Below are 21130 nucleotides of genomic sequence, written 5' to 3'. Positions count from 1 at the left end.
CTCGCGCCAGCCGCCGACCGGCCCCGCCCATACGCTGCGCGCATCAATCCCATGCCGATTTCTCAGCAGTGCCGCGCAGGGCATGCCGCTAAGCTTCGGCGTCCTGATTCCCTGAACCCCTGAACACTGAGGAGCCCTCCCATGAAGCTGGTCATCGGCAACAAGAACTACTCGTCCTGGTCCATGCGGCCGTGGGTGCTGGCCAAGGGCCTGGGCATTCCCTTCGAGGAGGTCAAGCTGCGCTTCGACTTCAGCGCCGGCTCGCCTTTCTACCAGGCCCTGGCCAGGCACACGCCCGCCGGCAAGGTGCCCGTGGTGGTGGAGGACGATGGCTTCGCCGTTTGGGACACCCTGGCCATCGCGGAGTACCTGGCTGAGCGGCACCCTGAGGCCGGTGTATGGCCCCGTGACGCCCGCCAGCGCGCGCGGGCCCGCAGCCTCTGCGCCGAGATGCACTCCGGCTTCGGCCAGCTGCGTTCGCACTGCCCCATGAACATCGAGGCCGACCTTCAGACCAAGGGCGCCGAGCTGCTGGCCGGTGAGGCCGGTCTGCGCAAGGACCTCGCCCGCGTCTGCGAGCTGCTGGAAAACGCGCTGGCCGAGAGCGGCGGCCCCTTCCTCTTCGGGAGCTTCTGCGCCGCCGACGCCTTCTATGCCCCGGTGGCCATGCGCATCCGCAGCTACGGGCTACCGGTGCCGCAGGCGGTGGGCGCCTACATCGACCGGCTGGCAGCGGCACCCGGCGTGCGCGAATGGATCGCCGACGCCCTGGCCGAACACGACTTCATTGCGGACGACGAACCCTACCGCACGGCACGGGCGTGAGCCCCGCCGCCGAGGCTCAGCGCCGCAGTGGATCCGCCGTGAGCCCCGAGGCGGCAAGCGCCGCGCCCCATTGGCCTTGCTGGCGCGCAAACTCCGCCCATTCGGCGGTCGCGCATTCCTGGTGATGGGCCGCCGTGGCCGTTTCGCCCACGGCGGCAAAGATCTGCGCCAGGCGGGTGTGAGTAGCGGCACGATCATCGACATCGCACAAGGGGTCCAGCTCGACGGCGGCCTCGCGGGCCTGCTGGATCGCCGCCTCGGTTTCATCGCAGTTCAGGCGACACCAGGCCAGGTCGGACAGCAGGCTGCTGCCCAGACGGGCCAGGCCGCGCGAGATGGCCAAGGGCAGGTGCTCCTCGTAAAGCGCCTTGGCCTGCTGGAACTCGCCCTGGATGGCGAGGATCTGCGCCCGCAGCAACGGCGTCAGCTCGGCCAGCACCGCGGCACCGACGGCGGTGTCGTAGTGCTTGACCGAGTCCACCCCAAGCAGCAGCTCGGGCGCCTGGGCGGCTGTGCTGGACAACGCCTTCCAGCGCACCTGGGCCGTGCGCATCACCGCCATGTTGTACATGAGGGCCGAGATGGTGGCGTCATCGCCGTCGGCCGCCGCATAGGCACGCGCGCGCTGGAACCAGGGCAGCGCCTGCTCCAGTTGGCCGGCGTACTGCCAGCACACGCCCATGACCATGTGCACGCGACCGCGGGCCACGCGATGCTCCGGTGCGGCCACGCGCAGGCATTCGGCCGCATGACTGAGCACCGCCGGCAGGTCGTGCCGCACATAGGCCAGCTGCGTGAGCCAGGCATGGGCCAGGGCCTCGACCTCGGTCTGCCCGATGCTGCGGGAGATGCTCAGCGCGCGCTGGATTTTCTCCTGGGCGCTGCTGCCGAAGTCGGTGTAGTAGCTCATCAGCCCTTCGGCCAGATGCAGCCAGGCCCCCACCTCAGGGTGCGGATGCTGGAAGGCCAGTTGGTGAAGCACGGTCAGCTGCTCGCGGGCCTCGTTGAGGGCCCCGTGGCGGGCCAGCAGGATGGCGCGCCGGGCCCTGAGGCAGGCCGCCGATACCGGGCTCTTCGCCGCCGCGATGTCCTTGTCAAGCTGCTTGAGCAGGCGCGACTTGATCTCCATGCAAGACTCCCTCGCTTCGGCGCGCCATCAGGGCGCCTGGCGCACCCCTGGGTCCGCCGGTTGATTCCATCAGGGTACAGCTTGCCAGACGATGGGCCGGCCAGGGCCCAGCCTGGATCAAACTCAGCGCGTCAGGCGTTCCAGGGCTTCCTGGTACTTGGCGGCGGTCTTTTCGATCACCTCGGCAGGCAGCCGAGGCGCGGGGGCAACCTTGCCCCAGGGCTTGCCGTCCACCAGGGCCTGCTCCAGCCAGTCGCGCAGGAACTGCTTGTCGTAGCTGGGCGGGTTGCTGCCCACGGCATAGCTTTCGGCGGGCCAGTAGCGGGAGGAGTCGGGAGTCAGCACCTCGTCCATGAGGGTCAGGGTGCCGTCTGCGTCCAGACCGAACTCGAACTTGGTGTCGGCAATGATGATGCCCTTGGTAAGGGCATAGTCGGCGGCGCGCTGGTAGAGCTGGATGGCGATGTCACGCACCTTCTCGGCCATCTCGCGACCGATGATGGCGGCGCAGCGCTCGAAGTCGATGTTCTCGTCGTGGTCGCCCATCTCGGCCTTGGTGGCGGGCGTGAAAATGGGCTGGGGCAGCTTGGAGGCGTTCTGCAAGCCCGCCGGCAGCTCGACGCCACAGACCTTGCCGCTGTCCTTGTACTCGGCCCAGCCGCTGCCTGCCAGGTAGCCGCGCACCACGGCCTCGATGGGCAGAGGCTTCAGGCGCTTGACCAGCATGGCGCGGTCCCGCACCTGCTCGCGCTCGGCCTCGGTGACGACCGACAGCGGGTCCTCGCCCGTCAGGTGGTTGGGCACGATGCCCTGCAGCTTGTCGAACCAGAACAGCGCCATCTTCGTCAGCAGCGCGCCCTTGCCCGGGATGGGCTCGCCCATGATCACGTCATAGGCCGAGATGCGGTCGCTGGCGATCATCAGGATGCGGTCTTCACCGACTGCATAGTTCTCGCGCACCTTGCCACGGGCCAGGAGGGGGAGCGAGGTAAGAGAAGAATTCAGCAGGGCAGCGGTCATGATGGGCATCCGTCGAAGAGGCGCCGATTTTACGGTTGCCCAAGGCAAAAAAAGACCCGCGGGCCAGAGGACCTGCGGGTCTGTGGCGGGAGTACCGGGCGCAGCTGCTGATTCGGCCCGGCGTCACCCCTTCGTCACTGCACGACTTGCGCCAGCTCGCCGCGGGCATAGGCCTCGGCCACCTGGACCAGGCTCAGGGGCTTGATCTTGCCGGCCTGGCCTTCGCAGCCGAACTCCAGGTAGCGGGCCTTGCAGACCAGCTTGGCAGCTTCGCGGGCGGGCTTGAGCCATTCGCGGGCATCGAACTTGTCCGGGTTCTCGAACAGGAACTTGCGCACCGCGCCGGTCATGGCCAGGCGAATGTCGGTGTCGATGTTGATCTTGCGCACGCCATGCTTGATGGCTTCCTGGATCTCCTCGACGGGCACGCCGTAGGTTTCCTTCATCTTGCCGCCGTACTGGTTGATGATGGCCAGCAGCTCGGCAGGCACCGAGGAGGAGCCGTGCATCACGAGGTGGGTGTTGGGGATGCGCTTGTGAATTTCCTTGACGCGGCTGATGGCCAGGATGTCGCCCGTGGGCTTGCGCGAGAACTTGTAGGCGCCGTGGCTGGTGCCAATGGCAATGGCCAGGGCATCCAGCTGCGTGGCCTTCACGAAGGTGGCGGCCTCTTCAGGATCGGTCAGCATCTGGCTGTGGTCCAGCTTGCCGGCGGCACCGATGCCGTCCTCCTCACCGGCATCGCCGGTCTCCAGATTACCCAGGCAGCCCAGCTCGCCTTCCACGGTTACGCCGACCTTGTGGGCCATCTCGACGACCTTGCGGGTGACGTCCACGTTGTAGTCGAAGGACGAGGGCGTCTTGCCGTCCTCCATCAGCGAGCCGTCCATCATCACGGAGCCAAAGCCCAGATCGATGGCGCCGGCGCAGACCTTGGGGCTGGTGCCGTGGTCCTGGTGCATCACAAGGGGAATGTGAGGGTAGGCTTCGACGGCGGCCTGGATCAGGTGCTTGATGAAGCTCTCGCCAGCGTACTTGCGGGCACCTGCGCTGGCCTGCAGGATCACGGGCGCGCCGACCTCGTCAGCCGCGGCCATGACGGCCTGCACCTGCTCCAGGTTGTTGACGTTGAAGGCCGGGATGCCGTAGCCGTGCTCGGCGGCATGGTCCAGCAGCTGGCGCATGGAAACGAGGGCCATGATGAAGCTCCGAGGAAGTGAAGAATCCTGAGGGCGCGGCGGACAGCCAGCCTCGCGGGCTTGCCCCCCGAGTCCACCTCCGTAACCGCGCCGTAACTGCCCGGGATTCTAGCGGTGGGGGGGCCGAAAACCGGCAAGCCGCTCCGGCAAGCTGGGCACCCGCCCCCGCGATTCGGGTGCAGCAGGCCCGGGTTGGGTCGCTTGCAGGGGGGCCGGGCTGCGGCTAGGCTCGCAACTGGTCCGCCATTGGTGTGTTGCACCCACCCCATGCGTCGGGCTGGACCGCCTTCCCCGCGCTGTTGCGCCGCTGCCCGGCGGGCGCTTGCGGCGACACTGGCAGCCCCCTCATGGAGCGTTCATGACCCGACTGTCCATCGACCACCTGACGCTGTGGATCACCGCTGCCGCCCGGGAGCATTCGCTGGACCTGCCCGCGCACGTGGAGGAGCGCACAGGCGCCAGCCACCGCGCCGTGCTGTCGGCCCTGCGCCGCCTGGTCGATGCCCAGTGGCTCACGCGCGAGGGCAGCATGCGCCGGCCGGTGTATGGCCCCGGCGTGCTGCGTCAGGTCGTGCGTACCTACAGCCTGCACGGCCTTCAGGAAGACCTGCCCTGGCAGCGCGACTTCGCGCCCAACTTCAGCCTGCCCAGGCACGTGGCGCGCATGGTCCAGCACGGGTTCACCGAGCTGGTCAACAACGCCGTAGACCACAGCGGCGGCAGCAGTGTCACGGTCTCGCTGCGCCAGACGCCCAGCCATGTGCAGCTGCTGGTCTCGGACGACGGCTGCGGCGTCTTCAACCGGATCTGCGAGTCATTCGACATCGCCGATCCGCAACATGCGATGCTGGAACTGTCCAAGGGCCGCCTGACCAGCCAGCCGCAGATGCACACCGGCCGCGGGCTGTTCTTCAGCTCGCAGCTGGCCGACGTGTTCGACATCCATGCCAATGGCACGGCCTTCCAGCGCCGCGCTTGGGAGTCCACCGGCTGGCAGCCCGGCAGGCCGCTGCCGCGCCAGGGCAGCTCCATTTACATGTCCATCGCGCTGGACAGCACCCGCACCCTGGACCAGGTCCTTGAGGCCTGGAGTACGGACGGCACGGGCATCGAGTTCGACCAGACCAAGATCTACCTGCGCCTGGTGGCCGGGCCGGGCCAGGCCCTAGACTCGCGCGCCCAGGCCCGGCGCGTGGCCGCACGGCTACCGCAGTTCAAGCGCGCAGAAGTGAGCTTCGAGGGCGTGGAGGACGTCGGGCATGGCTTTACGGACGAACTCTTCCGCGTCTTCGCCCGGGCCCACCAGGAGGTGGAGCTGGTGCCCACCCACATGACACCCCGCATCGAGGCGCTGGTACGCAGCGCGCAGAAGTCCTGAGCCGTTTGCCGGCTCACAGCTCGCTATCGACCAGCGCCTGGATGGCCAGGTGCTGGCGCCGCAACGCCGCGTTGATCTGGGGCAGGTACCGCAGCAGCGGGCTGCCCAGGGCGCCGGCCACGTGCACGGGTTCGGTGATCAAGGGCACGGCGCCCACCTCGATCAGAGACGTATAGCCGGCCGCGGTTCGCAGCCGTCGCTCCAGCAGCCAGGGGTCGGCGCTGCGATGGCTCATCAGCGCCACGTCGCAGCGCTGGGCGGCAAGCATGCGCAGCCGGATCATGGGATCACCATCGGCATACTCGACCTGGAAGTCCCGGCCCTTCGCCGCATCCAAGGCAGCCCCGTAGCTCATGGAGCGAGCCAGGCAGACGGTCAGCCCGCGGAGGTCCTCGACGCTGCTCAGGCGCAGGCCCCGGTCGCGCCGCATGACCGGCCAGATGCGGGAGCTGAACAGCGGATCGCTGAAACCCATCACCGCCTCGCGGGCCGCCGTGCGCCCGAGTCCGAAGGCAAGGCTCTGCCCACGCTCGGCGAGCGCCAGCACACGGCCCATGGGCGCGAACTGCAGGTCCCAGGTCCAGCCGCCCCCCTGCTCCAGCACCTGCAGCAGGGGCACCACGAAGGCGCGGTTCACGTGCTCGCCCACGGCCAGGGGGATGTGCAGCGCAGCGGCATCGCTCACCGCGGGGGCGCCATCCAGACCCATGCCCGCGCAGACGCCCAGCAGGCGGCGGCGCTGCGGATCGGGAAGCGGGGCCTCCTGAGTTTGGTTCATGCCGGCAGCGCCTCGAGCGGCCGGGACACCGGCCTCCTGCGTCCAAGCATAGTGCAGTCGTGGACAGCCCGGGCTCTGGCCCTACCGGGTGCCGTGGGCCTCATCCGTGGGCTTTATTCGACGCGGCAGACCTTCAGCATATTGGTGCCGCCGGGGTAGCCCATGGGCTCGCCGCAGGTGATGGCGTAGGTGTCGCCGGGCATCAGCACACCGCGCTCGACGAGCAGTTGCTCGGCGGCCTTGAGGGCCACGTCGCGGTCCTCGTACACAGGCATCAGCAGGGGGCGCACATTGCGGTACAGCGCCATCTTGCGCTGCGACTGCGGCGTGGTGGTCAGGCCGAAGATGGGCACGTGGATGCGGTGGCGGCTCATCCACAGTGCGGTCGAGCCGGACTCGGTCAGCGCGAGAATGGCCTTGCAGCCCAGGTGGTGGGCGGTGAACAGCGCGCCCATGGCGATGGACTGGTCGATGCGGCCGAACTGGCGGTTGGCGAAGTCGGTGTCGATGGTGACGAACTCGGCGGCCTCGGCCTCCAGGGCGATGGCGGCCATCTGCTCGATGGTCTCGACGGGGAACTTGCCGGCGGCGGTCTCGGCAGAGAGCATCACGGCGTCGGTGCCGTCCAGCACGGCGTTGGCCACATCCGATACCTCGGCGCGGGTGGGCACCGGGTTGACGATCATGGACTCCATCATCTGGGTCGCGGTGATGGCCACCTTGTCCATCTCGCGGGCCATGCGGATCATGCGCTTTTGCAGGGCGGGCACGGCGGCATTGCCCACCTCCACGGCGAGGTCACCGCGGGCGACCATGATGCCGTCGGAGGCCTTCAGGATGGCTTCCAATTGGGGGATGGCCTCGCTGCGCTCGATCTTGGCGATCATGCCGGGCTTGTGGCGCCAGGGCTCGCCAGCGACGTTGGCCAGTTGGCGCGCCATCTCCATGTCGGTGGCGTTCTTGGGGAAGCTCACGGCCAGGTACTCACACTGGAAGGCCATGGCGGTCTTGATGTCCTCCATGTCCTTGGCCGTCAGGGCCGGGGCGGTAAGGCCACCGCCTTGCTTGTTGATGCCCTTGTTGTTGGACAGCTCACCGCCCAGCTTGACGATGGTGTGCACCTGCGCGCCTCGCACCGCCTCGACCGTCAGCACCAGCAGGCCGTCGTTGAGCAAGAGGGTGTCACCAGGCTTCACGTCGCGCGGCAGCTCCTTGTAGTCCAGCCCCACGATCTCTTCATTGCCCAGTTCGGTGCGGTTGGCATCGAGGATGAAGCGGGTGCCATTGACCAGCTCGATCTTGCCGTTCTCGAACTTGCCCACGCGAATCTTGGGGCCCTGGAGGTCGGCCATGATGGCGACCTCCTTGCCCACCGACGCGGCGACCTCGCGCACCATGCGGGCGCGGTCGATGTGGTCCTGTGCCTTGCCATGGGAGAAATTCAGCCGCACCACGTCCACCCCGGCCCGGATCATGCGCTCCAGCACCTCAGGGGTGGAGGAAGCGGGACCGAGGGTGGCAACGATCTTGGTGGCGCGGGTCATGGGCAGCTCGCTGAAATTAAGTTACAGGAATCGATTATGTGCCGCATTTAGAGCGGGAAGTCGATTTCATGAGGTTACCAAGCAGCGTGGGACGAAGGCATCGACCGCGAGGAGCTTCCAGCATCCTGACTCCGGCAGCGGCGAAGCTCGTCCCAAAAAGAAGAAACCCGCCGGGACACCCCGGCGGGCTTCGCCCCGAGCGCCAGCGCGAAGCCGGCAGGGGGTGGTCAAGCCTTTCCGGCCCTGACCTCGGCCACGGCGAGCGCGGTCATGTTGACGATGCGACGCACCGTCGCCGAAGGCGTCAGGATGTGCACGGGCTTGGCTGCGCCCAGCAGCATGGGCCCGACAGTGACGCCCTGCCCGCTGGTGATCTTCAGCACGTTGAAGAGGATGTTGGCCGAATCCAGGCTGGGCAGCACCAGCAAGTTGGCCGCGCCCCTGAGCGTGCTGTCCGGGAGAAAAGTGGCGCGCACGGATTCGCTCAATGCAGCGTCGCCATGCATCTCGCCATCGCATTCCACGTCCGGTGCGTGCTGGACGAAGAGCTCGCGCGCGCGGCGCATCTTCTGGGCCGAAGCGCGCTTGCTGGAGCCGAACATCGAGTGCGAGAGGAAGGCCACCTTGGGCGGCAAGCCGAAGCGGCGCATTTCCTCCGAGGCCATGGCGGCGATCTCAGCCAGTTGCTCGGCGCTAGGATCCTCGTTGACGAAGGTGTCCGTGATGAAGAGCGTGTGCTGCTCCAGCATCAGCGCGTTGAGCGTTGCAAAGTTCTGCACGCCGGCCTTGAGCCCGATGAGGTCGGACACATGCTCCAGGTGCGAGTCGAAACGCCCCACCATGCCGCAGATCATGGCGTCCGCGTCGCCCAGCTCGATGGCCAGGGCGCCGATGGTGGTGGCCGAGCGGCGGACCGCAGCCTTGGCCATCTCCGGCGTCACGCCACGGCGGCCCATGACCTGGTGGTAGCGCTCCCAGTAGTGGCGGAAGCGGGCGTCGTTGTCCGGATCGATGACCTGCACGTCCTCGCCCAGCTTCATGCGCAGGCCGGCACGCTGGATGCGCATACCGATGACCTCGGGGCGGCCGATCAGCGTGGGGCGGGTGAGCTTCTCGTCGAGGGCCACCTGCACGGCGCGCAGCACGCGCTCATCCTCGCCCTCGGCGTAGATCACGCGGGCCCGGCCTTCCAGGTACTCGGCCTTGGCGGCGGCAAAGACCGGGCGCATGAACATGCCGGTCTGGTAGACAAAACGCGAGAGCTGCTCGCGGTAGGCCGCCAGGTCGCCGATGGGGCGCGTGGCCACGCCCGACGCCGCCGCGGCTTCAGCCACGGCCGGTGCGATGCGCAGGATCAGGCGGGCGTCGAAGGGCTTGGGGATCAGGTAGTCCGGGCCGAAGGCCAGCTCCTGGCCGGCATAGGCCGCCGCAACCTCGTCGCTCATTTCGGCCTTGGCCAGGGCGGCGATCTCGCGCACGCAGGCCAGCTTCATGGCCTCGGTGATCTTAGTCGCACCGCAATCCAGGGCGCCGCGGAAGATATAGGGGAAGCACAGGACGTTGTTGACCTGGTTCGCATAGTCCGAGCGGCCGGTGGCGATGATGCAGTCCGGGCGCACGGCCTTGGCCAGCTCCGGACGGATTTCGGGCTCAGGGTTGGCCAGGGCCAGGATGATGGGCTTGTCAGCCATGGAGGCCACCATCTCCTGCGTCAGCACGCCGGCGGCCGAGCAACCGAGGAACACGTCAGCACCGGCCACCACGTCGGCCAGGGTGCGGGCCTTCGTGAGCTGGCAGTAGCGCTGCTTGGACTCGTCCAGCTTGCCAGCCTGCGCATCGGCGCGCTCGCTCTGGATCAGGCCCTTGGAATCGCAGACGAAGACGTTCTCGCGCTTCACGCCCAGGCCCACCATGACATCCAGGCAGGCGATGGCCGCGGCCCCCGCACCGGAGACGGCCAGCTTCACCTGCCCGATGTCCTTGCCCACCAGCTCCAGGCCATTGAGCAGCGCGGCGCTGCTGATGATGGCCGTGCCGTGCTGGTCATCGTGGAAGACGGGAATGTTCATGCGCTCCGACAGCTTCTTCTCGATGTAGAAGCACTCGGGCGCCTTGATGTCCTCGAGGTTCACGCCGCCCAGCGTGGGTTCCATCGCGGCGATGATGTCCACCAGCTTGTCGGGGTCGCGCTCGGCCAGTTCGATATCGAAGACATCGACGCCTGCGAACTTCTTGAACAGGCAGCCCTTGCCCTCCATCACCGGCTTGCCGGCCAGGGGACCGATGTCCCCGAGACCCAGCACGGCCGTGCCATTGGTGATCACGCCGACGAGGTTGGCACGCGAGGTGTACTCGGCAGCCAGGCTAGGATCCTCCTCGATGGCCAGGCAGGCATAGGCGACACCGGGCGAGTAGGCCAGCGAGAGGTCGCGCTGGTTGGACAGGGCCTTGGTAGGCGTGACGGCGATCTTGCCGCGGGTCGGCGCGCGGTGGTATTCCAGCGCGGCGTCGCGCAGGGCGCGCTCGGCGGGCGACAAGTGCTCTTTCTCAGCCATCCGGGTCTCCTCTTGTAGCTGTATGGACTGCAGGGCCGGCCAGCTTACTCCCGGGTACATGACGGTTTCATGCGCCGCTGATGCCGAGTCCTTTGCCCCTCATGCACAAATCGCAAACACTGGGCTGACGGGCTTCGTGACGCGGCAAGCCAGCTTCCGTGGACGTGCGGCGCAGGGAAAGAAAAAGCCCGGACAAGCCGGGCTTTCTCAGCAGCGAGGCCGGCGATCAGCCGTTGGCGCGCTTGGCCAGGATCTCGAAGGCCGGCAGGGTCTTGCCTTCCAGCACCTCCAGGAAGGCGCCGCCGCCGGTGGAGATGTAGCCCACGTCCTTCTCGATGCCGTACTTGGCGATCGCGGCCAGGGTGTCGCCACCGCCGGCAATGCTGAAGGCGCTGCTGTCGGCGATGGCGCGGGCGATGGTCTCGGTGCCGTGCGCAAAGGCGTCGAACTCGAACACGCCCACCGGGCCGTTCCAGACGACGGTGCCGGCGGCCTTGAGCTGCTGGGCCAGCATCGCAGCGGTCTTGGGGCCGATGTCCAGGATCAGATCATCATCCGCCACATCGGTGGCGGCCTTCACGGTGGCCGGGGCGTCGGCGGCGAAGGTCTTGGCCGTTACCACGTCCACGGGGATGGGCACGGCGGCGCCGCGGGCCTTCATGGACTCGATCACCGCGGTGGCTTCACCCACCAGATCGGGTTCGGCCAGGGACTTGCCGATCTTCAGGCCGGCGGCCAGCATGAAGGTGTTGGCAATGCCGCCCCCCACCACCAGCCCGTCCACGTTCTTTGACAGCGACTGCAGGATGGTCAGCTTGGTCGAGACCTTGGAGCCCGCCACGATGGCCACCAGCGGGCGCTTCGGGCTGGCCAGAGCCTTCGTGATGGCGTCGATCTCGGCGGCCAGCAGCGGGCCGGCGCAGGCGATCTTGGCGAACTGAGCGATGCCGTAGGTTGTGCCCTCAGCGCGGTGGGCGGTGCCGAAGGCGTCGTTGACGTAGATGTCGCACAGGGCGGCCATCTTCCGCGCCAGCTCTTCGTTATTCTTCTTCTCGCCCTTGTTGACGCGGCAGTTCTCCAGCAGCACCAGCTGGCCCGGGGCGACGCTCACGCCATCCACCCAGTTGGCCACCACGGCCACTTCACGCCCCATGAGCTCGCCCATGCGGCGGGCGATGGGAGCGAGCGAGTCCTCGGGCTTGAACTCGCCCTCGGTGGGGCGCCCCAGGTGGGAGGTCACCATCACGGCGGCGCCGGCCTTCAATGCCATCTCGATGGCGGGGATGGAGGCGCGGATGCGGGTGTCTTCCGTGATGTTGCCGGCATCATCCTGCGGGACGTTCAGGTCGGCACGGATGAAGACACGCTGGCCAGCCACCTTGCCGGCGGCCACGAGGTCGGAAAAACGCAGGACGTTCATGAGTCTCTCGGAGTTTGATTGGAATTCGGGGCTGCCCAAGCGCAGCGCAAGCCCTCTAGCTTACCAAGCCGCCTTCCGCGGGCCCTTTCGTACCGGGCACGTACCCGAGGACAGAGGGCTTACCAACCGAGGCCGATGCGCAGCGCGAGCATCACCGCCGTGCCGCTCAGGATGGTGCCCACGGCTGCCGCGTAGAGGCGCGCGTCCAGCCTGCTGCGCAGCAACTGGCCATCAGGCGTCATCACGATCAGCGGCAGCACGACGACAACCCGCGCGGCCAGGGGCGCATCGCGCAGCCCCCATTCGGTCAGCACGCGGGCAGCCAGCAGGATGCCGGCGATGGACGGGAGTTGCCGGGCGCGCCAGTTGAGTGCCACGCCGCCCCAGATGAAGATCACGAAGCGCAGGTTCAGGCAGAAAGCCGTGGCCCACAGCAGCCACAGCACCCACAGCGGCGCGTCTGCGGCCAGCAGGGGCAGCGCTGCCAGCCGCGAGCTGCCGGCAAAGACGGTGAGGTTCGTCATCAGGACCAGGGGGAGCGGCAGGCCGCTCTGGATCATGGCCACGCCGGTGACCTGGTCCCAGGCCGAGATGCCCAGGGTGATGCCCAGCATGTCGCGGGCGCCCTGGCGGAAATCAGGATGGCGCCGCAACGCCGGCAAGGTACTGCTCATGCGCGCAATGTCGCCAGCCGGCTTTCACAGCGCTGGCACTCGGGCCACGCAAGCCCGCAGCGCGCCCTTCTCGGCAGCTCAAGGCTGCTGTGCGGCGGGCTGGTATTCCGGCACCAGCAGGCGCAGTCGGGTGACGGCGCCCTCGGGGTCGCCGGCCTGGCAGGCCTCGCGCAGCTGGGCCAGCAGCGCCTCCAGCACCGCCGGCTCGAGCAATCGCTCATGGGCGCACATGATGCGTGGGTGGACGCTGGGGGTGACGCCATCGCCGATCAGCAGCTCCTCGTAGAGCTTCTCGCCCGGGCGCAGGCCCACGAACTCGATGGCGATGTCGCCGTCGGGCTGGCGCTCGGTGCGCTCGGTAAGGCCCGACAGCCGGATCAGTGTGCGCGCCAGGTCCACGATGCGCACGGGCTCACCCATGTCCAGCACAAAGACTTCGCCGCCCTTCGCCATGGCGCCGGCCTGGATCACCAGTTGGGCTGCCTCGGGAATCAGCATGAAGTAGCGGATGATGTCAGGATGGGTGATGGTGATGGGGCCGCCATCCTGGATCTGCCGCTTGAACAGCGGCACCACGGATCCCGAGGAGCCCAGCACATTGCCAAAGCGCACCATCGCAAAAGTGGTGCGATGGGAGGTCTCCTGCGCGGCAGCCTGGAAGATCAGCTCCGCAGCCCGCTTGGTGCTGCCCATGATGTTGGTGGGGCGCACGGCCTTGTCGGTGGACACCAGCACGCAGGTGGCCACGCCGGCCCGGGCCGCGCAGCGCGCCACGGCCAAGGACCCGAAGACGTTGTTGCTGATGCCGCGCAGCACATTGGCTTCCACCAGGGGCACGTGCTTGTAGGCGGCGGCGTGGTAGACGGTATCGACCCGGTGCTGACGCATCAGCTGCAGCAGCAGGTCCTCGTCCAGCACGCTGCCCAGCACGGCCTCGAGGGTCAGGTCTTGCGCCTGCGGCCGGAGCTCCTGCTCGATGCTGTAGAGCGCGAACTCGGAGTGGTCCAGCAGCACCAGCGCGGCGGGTCGCTGGCTGATGATCTGGCGGCACAGCTCGCTGCCGATGGAGCCGCCGGCGCCCGTCACCAGCACGGCCTTGCCACGAATGTTGCGGCTGAACAGGCTGGCATCGGGCGGCACGACCTCGCGGCCCAGCAGGTCCGGCAGCGCGACCTCGCGGATGTCGGAGACGCGCACATCCCCCTGCACCAAATTCACCAGGCCGGGCAGGGTCTTGACCGGCCGGCCCGTTCCCTCGGAGAGCTCGATGATGCGACGGCGCACCGTCGGACTCGCGGACGGCACGGCCACCACGATGAGGTCAACGGCCAGTTTGTCGGCCACGCTGCGCAGGCGTGCGGCGGGCAGTACGTCCAGGCCCGCCACCTTCTTGCCATGCAGGGAGTCGTCGTCATCGACAAAGCCGACGGCGCGGTACTCAGGGCTGAACTGCATGCTCTGCGCCAACTGCGCGCCGGCGGCGCCCGCGCCGTAGATCAGGGTGCGCACCAGAGGCCGCCCGTGCCGCTGCAGGGCCCCCCACAGCAGGGCCCGCGCCAGGAAGCGCGAGATCAGCACGTAGGCGAAGGTGATGAACCAGAAGATCAGCATGGACGAGCGCGGCAGCATGCGCAGGTCGGCCAGTTGGGCCAGGCTGTAGACGAGCAGGACCTCGACGGCCAGCGCCGCGCTGCAGCGGGCCAGCACGCGCAGGTCCAGATAGCGGACGACGGAGCGGTACAGCCCCGCAGCCGCCAGCACCGGGATGGCCAGCCAGGCAAAGAGGATCTGGGCCGGCAGGGCGGTCTGCAGCGCTTCGTCGAGGGTGCCCAGTCGCAGCACCACCGAGGTGAACATGCACAGCGGCAGGAAGAGTGCATCGCCCGCCACCAGCAGCGCAGTCTTGGCCCAGGGCGGCAGGCCCACCAGGCGTCCCAGGCCGCGTGCCTCGCTCCTTGCTGCCTTCCCCTGGCTGACCTGGCCCAAGCCGTTCCCCGTGTGACTGTTGCTGCCGGCAGCCTGCGTTCAGGCCCCGGGACTGGGCGTGATTCTAAGGAGCGACGGGCGTGTCGATCCCGAGGGAGGCGCGGACAGCACAGAGGGCCGGCACCCTGGGGTCCGGCCCTCTGCTCGGAGGAAGGCGACGGGGCTGGCTTAGTTGTTGAGCTTGCGCACCTTGCCGCTGCCGGCGGTGGAGAGACTCAGTTCCGGGTTGCCCACGTAGGCCACGTCGCCCGAGCCGGCAATGGAGACCTTGAGCTGCTTGCTGGCCGCCAGCATCACATCGCCGCTGCCGGCGATGCTGACCTTGGCTTCCTCGGTCTGCAGTTCGCGGGCCTTGATGTCTCCCGAGCCTGCCACCGACACGCTCAGGGTGCTCGCGCTGCCACTGGCGATGATGTCACCGCTGCCCGAGATGCTCATGGCCATGCGCTCGCTCTTCACGCCGTTCAGCGTGATCTCGCCGGAGCCGCTGATGCTGGCCTTGAGCTCCTGCGTGCTCATCGAGTCCACCTTGATGCTGCCCGAGCCGGCGATGGACACGCCGCGCAGGGTCGGCATCTCGATCTCGATGACTGGCGTCTGCTTGGTGCTGAGGTAGTAGCCGCGCTTGGTCTGGATGTCCAGGGTGCGCCCCTTGCTGCCCTCGACCACGCGGGTCTCGATATAGGGCAACAGGTTGCGCTCGGCGCGCACTTCCATTTTGTGGCCGCTGCCCTGGCGGATCAGCACCTTGAAGCCGTTTTCCAGGGCCACGGCATCGTAACCACCGACATCGCGGCGCTCGCTGGTCACCTCACCCTCACCGTTGACGCGTTCGCCGCTGCCCCAGTGCCAGGACCAGGCCTGGGCGGCCCCTGTGCCGAGCAGGGCGGCGACTCCGAGGACAGAGGCGGCGAAGAAGCGGCGCGTGTTGCTGTTCATGGCGGGAATCCTTGTCTCATGCGTTGACGATGGATGCATGATGCAAAGCCGGCCGCGCCCTGGCGAGCAGGCGATGACGAAATGCAGGAAAGGCGGCACCAGATGCAAGCCAGCGGGCGCCACGCCCCGAGGCCCGGAGCGGAACTCAGTGGCTGGCTTTGCCGCCCGCCTTGTCGGCGGCCTTGTCCGCTGGCTTGTCGGACTTGGTGCTCTTGTCGGCCGACTTGTCCGCCCCCTTCTCGGCGGGCTTGGCGTCTACAGCAGCCTCTTCCTCGGCAGGCTTGGCCGTTCCTGGCCGCGGCACCACCGGCGCGATGCCTTCCAGCTTGTTCTCGCGCATGTACTCGTCCATCTCCTTCCAGCCCGCGAAGACAGCCGCCTTCTGAGCCTTGGGGTTGAGCGTGTAGCAGTCCTCGATGGCGCGCTGCGCATGGCGGCAGGCACTGCCCACGGCCTTGCCTTCGGCCTCCTTGGCGGCCGCCAGCTTGGCCGGGTCGTCGATGCCCAGCCACTCGCAGCCGGCCAGCGGCAGGAGCAGCAGACCGACAGCCAGGCGCCAGCGCAGGGTAGAAGATATGCGCGTCATGCCTGGCATATCGGCCAATCGGCGGCGGTCTTGAGTCAACGCTGGCGCGCCAGCTCCATCAGGCGCGCGATGCGTTCCTCAGTGGGCGGATGGGTGGAGAACAGGCTCTTGATGCCGCCTCCGGACAGCGGGTTCATGATCATCATCTGAGCCGTCTCGGGGTGGCGCTCCGCGGCCTCAAGGGGCATGCCTTGGGCGTAGCGATGGATTTTGTCCAGCGCGGACGCCAGCGCGGCCGGGTCGCCGGAGATCTCTGCACCGCCGCGGTCGGCCTCAAACTCGCGTGCGCGGCTGATGGCCATCTGGATCAGGCTGGCCGCGATGGGCGCCAGGATCATCACGATCAGGCCGACCAGCGGATTGGTCTGGCGGCCCTCGCTGTCACGGCCGCCGAAAAGCATGGCGAAGTTGCCCAGCATGCCGATCGCGCCGGCCATGGTGGCGCTGATGGTGGAGATGAGGATGTCCCGGTGCTGCACATGTGCCAACTCGTGCGCCATCACGCCGCGCAGCTCGCGTTCGGAGAGCACGCGCAGGATGCCCGTGGTCGCAGCCACAGCTGCATGCTCGGGATTGCGCCCGGTGGCGAAGGCGTTGGGGGCGTCTTCGTCGATCAGGTAGACGCGCGGCATGGGCAGGCTCGCCCGCTGAGCCAGCTCGCGCACCATGCGGTAGAACTGTGGCGCACTGCTCTCGTCAACCTCCTGCGCGTTGTACATGCGCAGGACCATCTTGTCCGAGAACCAGTAGCTGAAGAAGTTCATGCCCAGCGCGATCACCAGGGCCAGCATCATGCCCTGGCGCCCACCCAGTACCGAGCCGATCGCCATGAACAGCGCGGTGATGGCGGCCATCAGGATGGCTGTCTTCATCATGTTGAACATCGCTCACTCCTTGGTGGAAAAGGGCAGACACGCAGGGCGCGGCTCGACAGGGCCGCTCCCGCTCAGTTGGGGTTGGTTGCGGCGGGTTTCAAGACCGTGCCCGTCGCCACGGGCCACGACTGCAGAAAGGCTGCGGCCGGCAGGCGCTTGCCGCCGGCACGCTGCAGCTCGGTCAGGCGCAGGGCCCCCTCGCCACAGGCCACGAGCAAGCCGTCGGCATTGGCAGCCAGCACCTCGCCGGGCCGCCCCTGCCCCTCGGCAAGCCGGGATTTCCAGATCTTGAGCGGTTCGCCGTCCAGCTGACTGAGACCGCCAGGAAAGGGGTCGAAAGCCCGCAGGCGCCGCTCGAGGGTGGCAGCCGGCAGGGTCCAGTCGATCTCGCTCTCGGACTTCTCGATCTTGTGGGCATAGCAGATGCCTGCCTCGGGCTGGCGCTCGGGATGGAAGCCCCCGCAGGCGGCCAGTTCCAGGGCCTCGACGATCAGCCGCCCGCCCAGCTTGGCCAGTTTGTCATGCAAGGTGGCGGTGGTGTCATCGGCCGCGATCGGCAAGCGCTCGATCAGCAGCATGTCGCCGGTGTCCAGGCCCGCGTCCATCTGCATGATGGTGACGCCAGTCTCGGCGTCGCCGGCCTCGATGGCGCGATGAATGGGGGCCGCGCCACGCCAGCGCGGCAGCAAGGAGGCGTGGATGTTGAGGCAGCCCAGGCGCGGCAGGTCCAGCACCCACTGGGGCAGGATCAGTCCATAGGCTGCCACCACCATGAGGTCGGGCCTGGCGGCCAGCAGGGCCTCGCGCGCCGCGGCAGCCTCGTCGGGGTAGCGACCGTCCAGTCGCAGGCTCATCGGCTGGCTCAGCGCGATGCCGTGCTGCTGGGCCAGCTGCTTGACTGCCGAGGCCTGCAGCTTCATGCCACGCCCGGCAGGGCGATCCGGCTGGGTCAGCACCAGGGGCACCTCGAAGCCGGCCTGAAGCAGGGCCTGCAGCGCGACGGCGGCGAATTCCGGCGTACCGGCGAAGGCGACGCGCAGTCCCATCATCGGCGCTGCTGGTCTTCGCGGGCCTTCTTGGCCAGCTTGGTCTTGATTCGGTCGCGCTTGAGCGAGCTAAGGTACTCGACGAAGACCTTGCCCTTCAGGTGGTCCAGCTCGTGCTGCACGCACACCGAGAGCAGGCCCTCGGCCTCGAATTCATAAGGCTGGCCGTCACGCCCCAGGGCTCGGACCTTCACGCGCTCGTGGCGGGGGACCTTGTCATAGATGGTCGGGACGCTGAGGCAGCCTTCCTCGCCGTCGCGCAGGGCGCCACTGGTCTCGATGATCTCGGGGTTGATCAGCACCCGGGGCTCGTTGCGCTCCTCCGAGGTGTCGATCACCACCACGCGCTCGTGCACGTCCACCTGGGTCGCCGCCAGGCCCACGCCTTCGGCGGCGTACATGGTCTCGAGCATATCGTCCACCAGCTGGCGGATACGATCGTCCACAAGGGCCACGGGCTGGGCCACAGTATGCAGTCGCGGGTCGGGGTAACGCAGGATATTCAGTTTGGCCATCTCGGGATTCCAATGCCGTGCTGTGGACAATGCACAACGCGGCTTTGTAAGTGCCTGCAAGAGCGAGGACGCTCCAGCGGGAATCATTGCAACACCCACCCTCTTTAGGGGCAGAATCATCGCAAGCTGAGGGGATTTTCGCCGATCTGCTGCAGGACTTCAGCGTCCAGGCCGATCGCCCTTCGAGCTGGCGCCCTTCCCAGGCACTCTCTCAGGTACCACTGACAGGCAAATAAATGGCGGCTCCGGCGCCTCGCAAGACGGCCCGGCACTCCGCAGGAGAACGACCGATGACTTCATGGCCCATGCTGCGCCCCGCCCCTCTCGCCACCGCCCTGTGGGCTGCGGCCGCCCTCATCGGCGCAACACCAGCTCTGGCCACCGATTTTCCGGTCACCCAGTCCCAGCGGGACACCGCGCAGAAGGTCGCACAGGGTGGCGTACCCCTGTCCGAGCTGGCGCCGGACGCCCCTGACAGCTACACCGTCAAGAAGGGCGACACGCTCTGGGCCATTTCCACCCTATTCCTCAAGAGCCCCTGGCGCTGGCCCGAGCTCTGGGGCATGAATCAGGATCAGATCAGCAATCCCCACCTGATCTACCCGGGCCAGCATCTGGTGCTGGTCAAGGTCGATGGCCGCGCCCGCCTGGAGCTGGCGCAGCGTGTCGTCGGGCCGGACGGCACCGCCAAGCTCAGCCCGCGCGCTCGCATCCAGCCCGCCGGTGATGACGGCATCCCTGCCATCTCCATGAGCCTGATTGAGCCGTTCCTCAACGAGGCCGTTGTGCTGGACCAGGACAGCCTGGCGAGCGCGCCACGCGTGGCAGCCGCACAGGAAGGGCGCGTGCTGCTGAGCCGCGGTGACCTGGCCTATGTGCGCGGCGCGCTGCCCAACCGGGGTGACTACCGGGTGTTCCGTAGCGCCAAGCCACTGCGTGATCCGATCACCAAGGAAGTGCTGGGCTACGAGGCCGCCTATGTGGGCACCGTCGAGTTCCTGCGTCCCGGCACCCCTTCGGATGGCAAGACCCTGGAGGTGCCCGCCACCTTCCAGGTCAAGCAGGCGCGCCAGGAAGTCAACGCCGGCGACCGCCTGGCACCGGTCCCACCGCGCAACTTCGACAGCTTCGTGCCACATGCCCCGAAGCAGCCGCTCGATGGTCGGGTGATCGCGATTTACGGCGAGGCGCTGAACGCGGGCCAGAACCAGATCGTCTCCATCAACAAAGGCACGCAGGACGGCGTGGAGCGCGGCCATGTGCTGGCGCTGTGGCGCACCGGCCAGGAAGCCCGCGACACCACCATGCAGGGCCGCCCGGAAACCATCCGCCTGCCGGATGAGCGTCATGGCCGCCTGCTGGTGTTCCAGGCCTATCGCCGCGTGTCCTACGCGCTGATCCTTTCTGTGCAGCAACCTGTCAGCGCCGGCGATCGCTTCAGCCAGCCCTGAGGCCGTCCGTCCAGGGCCCGGGCCTTCCGGCATGCCAGCGCCTCCTCGCGACCCCGGTGAGCTGTCGGCCTGGTTGCGCCTGGTCGAAACGCCCGGGCTGGGCCGCTCCTCGCTGCGACGTCTGCTGACCGCTTTCGGCGAGCCCCGGGCCATCTTCCAACGCTCGCCGGCTGACTGGTCCCAGGTGGTGGGCACGCAGGGTGCCCTGGCCCTCGGGCGCCCACCCGAGCACCTGGAGGCCCTGCTGGAGCGCACCCGGCTGTGGCTCAAGGAAGATCGCCGCCGCAGCCTGCTGCTGTTGGGCGACCCCGATTACCCACCCGCCCTCCTCGAGACTGCCGACCCACCGCTGCTGATGTATCTCTGGGGTCAGCGCGAGCTGCTGCGCCGCCCCATGCTGGCCATCGTTGGCAGCCGCAACGCCTCGCCCCAGGGCCTGGACAATGCCCTCACCTTTTCGCGCAGCTTCAGCGAAAGCGCTTACTGCGTGGTCTCGGGCCTGGCCCTGGGCATCGATGCGGCCGCCCATGAGGGAGCGCTCTCAGCGGCGGGCGGCACCCTCGCGGTGCTTGGCACCGGGCTCAACCAACTCTATCCCCGGCGCAATGCCGGCCTGGCCATGCGCATCGTCGAGCACGGCCTCCTGATGAGCGAGTACGCCCTGGACACCCCCGCCCTGGCGCCGCATTTCCCCGTGCGCAACCGCATCATCGCCGGGCTCTCGGAGGGCTGCCTCGTGGTCGAGGCCGCGCTGCAGAGCGGCTCGCTGATCACTGCCCGCCTGGCCGGCGAGGCCGGGCGCGAGGTGTTTGCCATCCCTGGCTCCATCCACTCCCCCCTGAGTCGGGGCTGCCACGCGCTCATCCGCCAGGGCGCCAAGCTGGTCGAGTCTCCCAGCGACGTGATCGAGGAGCTGCCCCGCCACAGCAGCATGCCTCGCGACGAGCCCGCCGCAGACACCGCCCTGCCGGATCTCGCCGGCGCCAGCGAGCATCAGCGTCTGCTCGCTGTCATGGCGCAGGAGCCCGTCAGCCTGGATGCGCTGCAGGCCCGGGGCGGCTGGCCCACGGAGCAGCTCCAGGCCCTGCTGCTCGATCTGGAACTGGACGGCCTCGTCGCCCGCCTCCCGGGCGGCCTGCTACAACGCCGAATGCGCGGCTGAGGCCCGAGTCCCCCACCCGGCAGCCCGGTAAAAGCCCTGCCAGGCACC

The 21130-nt window shown here is 68.0% G+C and carries 18 protein-coding genes; 4 read left to right on the top strand and 14 right to left on the bottom strand.

Annotated features, from left to right (window positions below; all coding sequences use genetic code 11):
* Nucleotides 1–141 precede the first annotated feature (141 nt).
* Entirely contained in the window at nucleotides 142–825 is a 684-nt protein-coding gene (locus H5407_RS08665; protein ID WP_183104045.1) for a glutathione S-transferase family protein, read from the top strand.
* Between the two features lie 16 nt (nucleotides 826–841).
* Here the strand turns inward: H5407_RS08665 and H5407_RS08660 are convergent, their stop codons facing one another.
* From H5407_RS08660 to fba, 3 genes are all read right to left on the bottom strand, one after another.
* Nucleotides 842–1954, bottom strand: a complete 1113-nt coding sequence (locus tag H5407_RS08660) for a hypothetical protein (protein ID WP_183104044.1) — start codon at nucleotides 1952–1954, stop codon at nucleotides 842–844.
* A gap of 123 nt (nucleotides 1955–2077) precedes the next feature.
* Nucleotides 2078–2974 (bottom strand): phosphoribosylaminoimidazolesuccinocarboxamide synthase, encoded by an 897-nt coding sequence (locus H5407_RS08655; protein WP_183104043.1) that lies wholly within the window; start codon nucleotides 2972–2974, stop codon nucleotides 2078–2080.
* Nucleotides 2975–3108: 134 nt separating this feature from the next.
* Nucleotides 3109–4173 carry a class II fructose-bisphosphate aldolase gene (gene fba, locus H5407_RS08650; protein WP_183104042.1) on the bottom strand — a complete coding sequence of 355 codons (1065 nt, stop codon included), beginning with the start codon at nucleotides 4171–4173 and terminating at the stop codon, nucleotides 3109–3111.
* 358 nt (nucleotides 4174–4531) lie between these two features.
* On the opposite strand from fba, the gene H5407_RS08645 reads away from it, so the two are divergent.
* A complete protein-coding gene (locus tag H5407_RS08645; RefSeq protein ID WP_183104041.1) occupies nucleotides 4532–5551 on the top strand; it encodes an STAS-like domain-containing protein in 1020 nt (339 codons plus the stop codon).
* A gap of 13 nt (nucleotides 5552–5564) precedes the next feature.
* Here the strand turns inward: H5407_RS08645 and H5407_RS08640 are convergent, their stop codons facing one another.
* From H5407_RS08640 to def, 11 genes are all read right to left on the bottom strand, one after another.
* Complete coding sequence (locus H5407_RS08640; protein WP_183104040.1) at nucleotides 5565–6329, bottom strand: ABC transporter substrate-binding protein; 765 nt, start codon at nucleotides 6327–6329, stop codon at nucleotides 5565–5567.
* Nucleotides 6330–6442: 113 nt separating this feature from the next.
* Nucleotides 6443–7873 (bottom strand): pyruvate kinase, encoded by a 1431-nt coding sequence (gene pyk, locus H5407_RS08635; protein WP_183104039.1) that lies wholly within the window; start codon nucleotides 7871–7873, stop codon nucleotides 6443–6445.
* Nucleotides 7874–8100: 227 nt separating this feature from the next.
* Nucleotides 8101–10428, bottom strand: a complete 2328-nt coding sequence (locus tag H5407_RS08630; protein ID WP_183104038.1) for an NADP-dependent malic enzyme — start codon at nucleotides 10426–10428, stop codon at nucleotides 8101–8103.
* A 226-nt stretch (nucleotides 10429–10654) separates the two neighbouring features.
* Nucleotides 10655–11848 (bottom strand): phosphoglycerate kinase, encoded by a 1194-nt coding sequence (locus tag H5407_RS08625; RefSeq protein ID WP_183104037.1) that lies wholly within the window; start codon nucleotides 11846–11848, stop codon nucleotides 10655–10657.
* A gap of 119 nt (nucleotides 11849–11967) precedes the next feature.
* On the bottom strand, nucleotides 11968–12522 hold the full coding sequence (locus H5407_RS08620) for an AzlC family ABC transporter permease (RefSeq protein ID WP_183104036.1): 555 nt from the start codon (nucleotides 12520–12522) through the stop codon (nucleotides 11968–11970).
* Nucleotides 12523–12600: 78 nt separating this feature from the next.
* Complete coding sequence (locus tag H5407_RS08615) at nucleotides 12601–14508, bottom strand: nucleoside-diphosphate sugar epimerase/dehydratase (RefSeq protein ID WP_310737632.1); 1908 nt, start codon at nucleotides 14506–14508, stop codon at nucleotides 12601–12603.
* A gap of 168 nt (nucleotides 14509–14676) precedes the next feature.
* Nucleotides 14677–15447 (bottom strand): head GIN domain-containing protein, encoded by a 771-nt coding sequence (locus H5407_RS08610; RefSeq protein ID WP_183104035.1) that lies wholly within the window; start codon nucleotides 15445–15447, stop codon nucleotides 14677–14679.
* Nucleotides 15448–15592: 145 nt separating this feature from the next.
* Entirely contained in the window at nucleotides 15593–16033 is a 441-nt protein-coding gene (locus tag H5407_RS08605) for a hypothetical protein (protein WP_220800523.1), read from the bottom strand.
* A 35-nt stretch (nucleotides 16034–16068) separates the two neighbouring features.
* A complete protein-coding gene (gene htpX, locus H5407_RS08600) occupies nucleotides 16069–16917 on the bottom strand; it encodes a zinc metalloprotease HtpX (protein ID WP_183104034.1) in 849 nt (282 codons plus the stop codon).
* 62 nt (nucleotides 16918–16979) lie between these two features.
* A complete protein-coding gene (gene fmt / locus H5407_RS08595) occupies nucleotides 16980–17948 on the bottom strand; it encodes a methionyl-tRNA formyltransferase (protein WP_183104086.1) in 969 nt (322 codons plus the stop codon).
* 5 nt (nucleotides 17949–17953) lie between these two features.
* Nucleotides 17954–18469, bottom strand: a complete 516-nt coding sequence (def, locus tag H5407_RS08590) for a peptide deformylase (RefSeq protein WP_183104033.1) — start codon at nucleotides 18467–18469, stop codon at nucleotides 17954–17956.
* Nucleotides 18470–18759: 290 nt separating this feature from the next.
* Here def and H5407_RS08585 point away from each other — a divergent pair, with 290 nt between their 5' ends.
* Both H5407_RS08585 and dprA read left to right on the top strand, forming a co-directional pair.
* Complete coding sequence (locus H5407_RS08585) at nucleotides 18760–19920, top strand: LysM peptidoglycan-binding domain-containing protein (protein ID WP_255501150.1); 1161 nt, start codon at nucleotides 18760–18762, stop codon at nucleotides 19918–19920.
* Nucleotides 19921–19951: 31 nt separating this feature from the next.
* On the top strand, nucleotides 19952–21082 hold the full coding sequence (dprA, locus tag H5407_RS08580) for a DNA-processing protein DprA (protein ID WP_183104032.1): 1131 nt from the start codon (nucleotides 19952–19954) through the stop codon (nucleotides 21080–21082).
* Nucleotides 21083–21130: the final 48 nt, after the last annotated feature.

Origin of the sequence: Mitsuaria sp. WAJ17 (assembly GCF_014174515.1) — a bacterium.
Taxonomy (GTDB): domain Bacteria; phylum Pseudomonadota; class Gammaproteobacteria; order Burkholderiales; family Burkholderiaceae_C; genus Roseateles_B.
Note: the sequence above shows the minus strand (reverse complement) of the source record. Positions and strands in the feature narration are given on the sequence as shown.